Genomic DNA, 7,814 nt, shown 5'->3' on the forward strand with positions numbered 1-7,814 from the left:
GTGATTGCCATCAACCTGTAGTTGCCATCAACTGTCTTGGGAATTGCGGGTCGTGGTGCGGGAGTGTGGCCTATCTTCCTTCTGTGGAGCAGTTGATCGCCGAGGATCCCGAGCGGATAGGTCCGTACCGTCTCATCGCGCGGCTCGGTGCCGGCGGTATGGGGCTGGTGTATCTCGGGCGTTCGGAAGCCGGGCGTACCGTCGCTGTGAAGGTCGTGCAGGCCGAGCATGCGGCGCATCCCGAGTTCCGCAGACGGTTCGCTCGAGAGGTGGCTGCGGCGCGGCGGGTCGGCGGTGCCTGGACGGCGGATGTGCTCGATGCCGACACCGACGCGCAGGTGCCGTGGGTGGCGACGCAGTACATCCCCGGACCGGATCTCACGTCGGTGGTGGCGAAGGACTTCGGCCCGCTGCCCGAGCCTTCGGTGCGGGTGCTGGCCCACCGCCTTGCGGAGGCGCTGACCGCGGTGCACGGGGCGGGTCTGATCCACCGTGACCTCAAGCCGTCCAACGTCCTGGTGACGGTCGACGGCCCCCGGGTGATCGACTTCGGGATCGCCCGTGCCATGGACGGTCTCGCCACCGACAGTCTGCTCACGCACACCGGGATGCTGATCGGATCTCCCGGCTTCATGTCGCCCGAGCAGGTACGCGGGAGCACGCTCACCGCGGCGAGCGATGTGTTCTGCCTGGGTGCGGTTCTGGTGTACGCCTCCACCGGGCGGCTGCTCTTCGGTGCGGGCACCAGCGGCCTCAACGCCCATATGTTCAAGGTCGCCGAGGAGGAGGCCGACCTCACCGGCGTACCGGACACGCTGCTCGATCTCGTACAGGCCTGTCTGCGCAAGGATCCCGGGCGGCGGCCGACTCCGGCGCAGATCATGGAACGGACGGCTCCGCAGGCGGCGGGGGAGTGGCTGCCGGGTTCGGTGCTCGCCCAACTGGGGCGGCACGCAGCGCAGTTGCTGGACTTCGCGCCGGTGACGCGCGCTCCTGCCGGACCCCAAGCTGCCGCACCCCACCCTGCTGCACCCACCCCTGTTGCCCCCGACCCTGCCGTCCCCACCCCTGCCGTCCCCGCGCAGCCCGGCAATCCGTACGCCGGGTCGCCGCACGTGCCCGGCGGCTACGTCCCGACCACGCCGGCGGACCCCACGGGCCCGCCGGCCGGACGCCGTCGGACTCTGATCGTCGCGGCGCTCGCGCAGCTGATGGTGGTGCTCGACGCCGCAGTGAGCATCGTCGGATTCGGGCGGATGACGGAGGATGTCGGACTGGCGTGGCAGGCAGGCTGGCTGCTCACCGGTCACGCGCTCGTCTTCGGCGGTCTGCTGCTTGTCGGCGGCCATCTGTGCGACGTCGTCGGTCGCAGAACGACCCTGCTCATCGGACTGACCGGCTGTGTGGTGGCCAGTGTGCTGACCGCATCGGCGCCCGACACCGACGTGCTGGCCTGGGGCCGGGTGCTGCAGGGTGCGAGTGCGGCGCTCGTGACACCGGCCGCGCTCGCCCTGACCGCGGCGGGCGCGGGTTCGGGACCGTCCCGCGGCAAGGTGCTGGGGACGTACGCCCTGGTCGGGATCGGTGGCCCGCTGTTCGCGATCCCGTTCGCCGCCATGCTGGCCCAGGCCGGGACATGGCGGATCGCGTACTACGCACTCGCCGTCCTCACCCTCCTGGTGGTCGTCGCCGCGGCAGCGGTCGTACAGGACCGCACGCGGCGCAACCCGGCCCGTTTCGACCTCGTGGGCACCGTTCTCGGCACGCTCGGGCTCCTGGCGGTCGGCTTCGGCACGGAAAGGGCCTTCACCCTCCCTGGGATCGCGCCGGGAGCCGTCGGCGCTATCGCGGCCGGTGGTCTGCTGCTCGCCGCCTTCTTCTGGTGGCAGTCGCGTGCGGCCGAACCGATGCTGCCGTCGTCCGTGTGGCGGGACAGTGGCCGCAAGGGCGTGCTGCTCGCCCTCGTCCTGGCCGTCGTCGCGCTGCAGGTGCTGGCGTACGGGCAGGTGGCCTTCTCGTTCATGTTCGGCTCGGGGCCGGGCTGCGTCACGGCCGTCCTGGCCGTGGTCGGGTATCTGTTCGGCGCACGGAAGCTCGCACCCCGGCTCAGCGATCGGGCGCGTCTCGTCGGCGGGCTGCTCCTGACGGGCGGTGGTCTGGTGCCGATGCCCTTCGTCGAGGTCCACGGCTTCTATGCCTTCGTCCTGGTCGGTCTCCTGGTCTGTGCGCTCGGGCTCGGTCTGGCCTCCGGCTCGTTGTTCGCCGCGGCCACCGAAGGCGTCCCGTCAGGGGACACCGGCGCCATGGCCGGGGCGGTCCATGCGCTGCTGCAGGTGGGCGCCTGGGTCGGGACGGTGGTGGCCATGTCCGCGTTCGAGGGTGCCCACCCCGGGCTCGGACTCATCGTCGACCACGTGTCCGCCCCCCGCTGGTGGGGAGCGGCCGCACTCCTGGTGGTGGCCGCGGCCGTCGCAGGCCGCAGCAGGCAGGAAGCGATCATCCACGTCTGACCGGTGGCGACCGGACTCAGAGCGCCGGTGTCTCGGGGCCGTCCGGGCCCGCCGCCGAGGCTCCGCACGTGCTCGGCGAACACGGCCGTCACGGCCCGCTCCTCGGGGGTCCGGTCCAGCAGGTCCCGGGTCTGCTCGGCGTAGCTCTCGGCGACGGTGTCGTACGAGGTGCGGGTGTCGGCGATCCAGCCGGGGATATTCATCGCAGCGGGAGATCGTCGGGCAGTACGCGGAAGGCCTTGTGGCGGCCGAGTGGGCGTACTGCCCGGAAGCCGCGGCGGTCGAGTGTGAGGACGGCGTCCGTGTCGAATTCGGCGGCGAGCGCCACGTTCACGGCGTCCGTGAGGTCCAGGTCGCGGTAGCGGGCTGCGAGTGCCGCTTCACGGCCGAGCTCCCGGGTGGCCACGTGGTCGATCTCCGCGAGGAGCAGGGGGCATCACCAGGAGGCCCGCGGCCGTGATCGCTTCGTTCGACGCCTGGTGTTCGGGGTGGGTGGAGTCGAGTGCGCTTGGCGGCTTCCTTGATGATGGCGAGGTTGTCGGGGTCGGCGTAGACGTTCCTCGGAGCGCTCAGGGGGCCGGGTTATCCGGTGGGTCCGGGGCCTCCGGTGGCGGTGTAGGGGCGCCCGGGAGCTGGATCGTCGCCAGGGTGCCGGCCGTGCCGTCGTCCGCCGGGCGCAGGGTGACCGTGCCGCCGGACTGGTGGATCGTGCGGGCCACGATCGACAGGCCCAGGCCGGAGCCCGGCAGGGAGCGGGCCGATGGGGAGCGCCAGAAGCGGTCGAAGACGTGCGGGAGTTCGTCGGGGGAGATGCCGGGGCCGTGGTCGCGGACGGTGAGCGTGCCGCGGGAGAGGTGCACCTCGACCGTGCCGTGCGGCGGGCTGAACTTGACCGCGTTGTCCAGGACGTTGACGATCGCGCGCTCCAGTGCGGCCGGCTCCGCGCGTACGTACCAGGGGGCGAGCTCGGACGTCACGGTCAGCTCGGGGCCGCGCAGCCGGGCCCGAGCCAGCGCGTGCCGGGTCACCTCGTGCAGGGCGACCACCTGCACCCGGGCGCCCGGGCCGGTGTCCGGACGGGCCAGCTCCTGGAGGTCGCCGATCAGCGCGGCCAGCTCGGCCATCTGGGCCTTCACCGAGGCGAGCAGCGCCCTGCGGTCCTCGGGCGGGATCGCCCGGCCGGTGTCCTCGCTGCGGGCGAGCAGCTCGATGTTCGTGCGCAGCGAGGTGAGCGGCGTCCGCAGCTCGTGGCCCGCGTCCGCGATCAGCTGCGCCTGCAGGTCGCGGGAGCTGGCGAGCGCGGCGGTCATCGCGTTGAACGACCGGGAGAGCCGGGCGATGTCGTCCTCGCCCTCGACGGGGATACGGACCGTGAGGTCCTCGGTGCGGGCCACGTGCTCGACCGCACCGGCCAGTTCGTCCACCGGGCGCAGTCCCGTACGGGCCACCCAGAGGCCGGCCGCGCCCGCGCCGATGGCGCCGATGCCGGCGACCAGGACGAGCAGCAGGGTCAGGTCCTGCAGGGTCGATTCCACCTCGGTGAGCGGGCGGGCCACCGTGACCGCGCCGTTCCAGCCGGTCAGCGGGTAGGTGACGACGCGGTACTCGGTGCCGTCGGCCCGTTCCGCGTTGTGTGTGACCGAGCGGGCGCGGCCCTCCGCGACGGCGGTGTCCTCGGTCGTCACGTCCAGCTGCTCGCCCTGGATGACACAGGCCTTGCCCTGCGGATTGACCACCTGGATGGTCAGGCGCACCACGGGAGCGCCGGGGTTGTCCGGGATGTCGGGGGCGGAGGCCTGGCAGCCGTACTTGTCGATCAGGTCGACGACGGTGCGCGGCTGGACCTGGTTCTCGCGCAGGGACTGGTCGAGGGAGTCGTAGAGCGCGCCCCGTACGACGAACCAGCAGGCGACCGCCGCCGCCGCGACCGCGACCGCGACGGTCGCCGCGATCAGGAGGGCGAGGCGGGAGCGGAGCGGCAGGGAGCGGACGCGGGCGGGCACGGCGCCCACGCCGCGCCGCTCGGACACAGGGGTCACTCCGCGCCGCCGGGCCGCAGGACGTAGCCGACGCCGCGCACGGTGTGCACCAGACGGGGCTCGCCGCCGGCCTCGGTCTTGCGGCGCAGGTACATGACGTACACGTCGAGGGAGTTGGAGCTCGGCTCGAAGTCGAAGCCCCAGACGGACTTGAGGATCTGCTCGCGGGTGAGCACCTGGCGCGGGTGGGCGAGGAACATCTCGAGCAGGGTGAACTCGGTGCGGGTCAGGTCCACGGCGCGGTCGCCGCGGAAGACCTCGCGGGTGGCCAGATTCATCCGCAGATCGCCGAACTCCAGGACGTCGCCCTCCAGTCCGTCCTCGGCGCCGATCGCCGTCGCCGCGTAGGAGCTGCGGCGCAGCAGCGCCCGGATCCGGGCGAACAGCTCGTCCAGCTCGAAGGGCTTGACCAGATAGTCGTCCGCGCCCGCGTCCAGGCCCGTGACGCGGTCGCCGACGGTGTCGCGCGCGGTGAGCATCAGGATCGGGGTGGTCGCGCCGGTGGCGCGAAGGCGGCGGGCGGCGGTCAGGCCGTCCATGCGGGGCATCTGGATGTCGAGGATCAGCAGGTCCGGCTGGTACGAGGCGGACTTCTCCAGGGCCCCGACACCGTCCTCGGCGACGGCCGTGTCGTACCCCTCGAAGGCGAGGCTGCGCTGCAGGGCCTCGCGCACGGCCGGCTCGTCGTCGACGATCAGGATTCTCGGGTCGCGGGCGTCTTCGGCGGCGGGCATCTCGGGGGTCCTCCGGGGCGGTGCACGGGTCGGGGCGAGGGGCGGGCACAGGGGTGAGCCGTCTCCAGGGTCCCACTCGGGGGATCTGTTGCGCGTGAACGGATCCTGTGACCGGCCGAACGGTCGCGCCGCTCCGTCCTCCTCCCGCCTCGGGGCGTCCCACGCCGCCGGCCTGCGGTTTCCGGCTTCACTCGGCGTGCGACTCGGGAACGCGAGGTGTCGGTTTCGCGTCCGGAAGCGCCCGTCTTGTGAACAAGAATGTGCGTCAACAACCTCTTGTAGTACGGAAGTTGTCGCATTCACGCCTGTGGCGCCATAGCATGGGCGCGCATCAGGGGGTACCACCCGTCACATCCGCACCTGTGGCCACCAGATGCCGACCTGCTGTCCCGACCAAACTGCAAGTCAGGTGTCAACGTGTTGCGTAAACCCCGGCTACCCCTCGGCCGAGGGCCCGAGCAAGGAACACGCGCCGTCCGGATCACCCGCCGGCTCATCCTGCTCATCGCCGTCCCGCTCATCGTCGCCGTCGCCTTCGCCGCGCGCGCCCTCACTCCCGCCACCGGCCAGGTCGTCCAGGCCGGCCGGCTCACCGAGATGGTGCAGACCGCCGCGTACGCCGGCGAGCTGACCTACCACCTGCAGCGGGAGCGCGCCGCGGCCGCGGCCCTGCAGGCCTCGCAGGGCGACCCGGACCAGTTACAGGAGATCGTCAAGGCCACGGACCGCAGCATCGCCCGCTACCAGCGGCAGCGGGACGGACTGACCCGGGTGCCCGCCGCCTCGGCGGCCGCGCTCACCCGTATCGACCGTGATCTCGACGAGCTGTCCTCGCTGCGCGCCCAGGCGCTCTCCGGCACCGGCGCACTCTCCGCGATGGCCTTCGGCTACCGCATCGTCGTCGCCGACCTCATCGCGTACCGCGACGGCATCGCGCAGGCCGACGGCGTACCGGCGGACGTCGCCGACCACATCCGGGCCGCCGCCGCCCTGTCCCGCGCCAGGGAATGGGTGGGCCAGCAGCAGGTGACCGTGGCGCGGGCGACAGCCGACGGCGGGTTCACCCCCGCCACCCAGCGCGCCTTCGAGGAGACCCAGCTCGGCTACACCGAGGCGACCGGGATGGTCTTCGCCCTCGGCCCCGGCGAATGGCGCACCTGGCTGGAACGCACCCTGGCCGGCCCCAAGGCCCTGGCCGCCCAGCGCCTCGCGGACGAGGCGGGCCGCAGCTCCCCCGGCCAGAAACTCGACCTGTCGGCGCGGGCGTGGCAGCAGGCGTCGTCCGACCGCCTCCATCTGCTGCGCTCGGTGGAGCGCCGGGTGGACGCCGCGGTGCTCGACACCGTCAAGAACGAACGCACCAGCCAACTCTGGTGGGCCATCGGCGAGTTGGCGGCCGTGGTGCTCGCCCTCGTACTCGCGGTCCTGATCGCGGCCCGGCTCGGCAAGGCGATGATCAGCAGGCTGCGGCAGCTGCGGAACGCCGCGCACGAAGTGGCCCACGAGCGGCTGCCGCGGGAGATGAGAGAGCTGGCCGAGCCGGGAGCCCTCGCGGGCACCACTCCCGACGAGATCGCCGCGCGCACCGCGAAACCGCTGGGCACGACCGGCGACGACGAGATCGGCGAGGTGGGCGAGGCGTTCAACGCCGTGCACCACGCGGCGGTCCGGCTCGCCGCCCAGCAGGCCGAGGCGCACGAGCGGTTCGCCGAGACCCTGGTCGGGGTGGCCCGGCGCGGCGCCCAACTGACCTCGGTGATGACCTCCGAGCTGAGCACGGTGCAGCGCGAGGAGCTCGACCCGGCGCGCATGGAGGTCCTGTTCGCCCTCGACCACCTCGCGATCCGGATGGAGCGCAACGCCAACAACCTGCTCGTACTGGGCGGTTACGGCCGCGGCCGGGTGCGTACGGCGGACGAGCCCTGCACCTCCGTGATCTACGCGGCGGCCCAGCAGATCGAACGCTTCGGCCGGGTCAGCCTCGGCCATGTGGATCCCGCGATCGGCATCGCCGCACGCGCCGTCGACGACATCGCGCACCTGCTCGCCGAACTGCTCGACAACGCCACCCGGTTCTCGCCGCCCGACACCCAGGTCGGCGTCGCCGCCTGGCAGCTCTGGGACCGCGCCGTGGTGCAGATCGTCGACGACGGCGTGGGCATGACCGAGGAGCGGCGGGCCGAGCTGAACGCCAAGCTCGCGGCGCCCCGGGCCGATGTCGGCGGCGTGCGCTCCATGGGCGTCCAGGTGGCGGCCCGGCTCGCCGCACGGCACGGCGTCGTGGTCGAACTGCGCGCCTCGTCGGGGCCCGGCACGATCGTCGAGGTCACGCTGCCGAAGGAGGTGCTCGTCACCGTCCCGCGGTACGAGGCCCGGGTGCCGTCGGACGGCGAGAGCGGGCAGCGGGAGCAGGCCGTGCCGGCCGGGCAGGAGACGGAGCACACGGAGCTGCCCGCGGCGGACGAGCCGGTGGCCGCGCCGGCCGCGGACGTCACTCGGCCCGCGCCGGCGCCCGCCGCATCCGCCGGGGC

At 72.7% G+C, this 7,814-nt stretch carries 4 protein-coding genes and 1 pseudogene; 2 read left to right on the plus strand and 3 right to left on the minus strand.

What is annotated here, in order from left to right:
* The first annotated feature begins 83 nt into the window (after positions 1–83).
* On the plus strand, positions 84–2,510 hold the full coding sequence (locus DY218_RS35625) for a bifunctional serine/threonine protein kinase/MFS transporter (protein ID WP_128556658.1): 2,427 nt from the start codon (positions 84–86) through the stop codon (positions 2,508–2,510).
* A 199-nt stretch (positions 2,511–2,709) separates the two neighbouring features.
* Here the strand turns inward: DY218_RS35625 and DY218_RS15725 are convergent.
* The 3 genes and pseudogenes from DY218_RS15725 to DY218_RS15735 form a co-directional block, all read right to left on the minus strand.
* Positions 2,710–2,947 (minus strand): annotated as a pseudogene (locus DY218_RS15725) (hypothetical protein).
* A 132-nt stretch (positions 2,948–3,079) separates the two neighbouring features.
* A complete protein-coding gene (locus DY218_RS15730; RefSeq protein WP_407703632.1) occupies positions 3,080–4,540 on the minus strand; it encodes a HAMP domain-containing sensor histidine kinase in 1,461 nt (486 codons plus the stop codon).
* Positions 4,541–4,545: 5 nt separating this feature from the next.
* Positions 4,546–5,283, minus strand: a complete 738-nt coding sequence (locus tag DY218_RS15735) for a response regulator transcription factor (protein ID WP_128556659.1) — start codon at positions 5,281–5,283, stop codon at positions 4,546–4,548.
* Between the two features lie 417 nt (positions 5,284–5,700).
* On the opposite strand from DY218_RS15735, the gene DY218_RS15740 reads away from it, so the two are divergent.
* Positions 5,701–7,814 (plus strand): sensor histidine kinase (locus DY218_RS15740; protein ID WP_233521622.1); only part of this gene is annotated, 2,114 nt, incomplete at its 3' end.

It is taken from the genome of Streptomyces triticagri, from assembly GCF_003429565.1.
Taxonomy (GTDB): Bacteria; Actinomycetota; Actinomycetes; order Streptomycetales; family Streptomycetaceae; genus Streptomyces; species Streptomyces triticagri.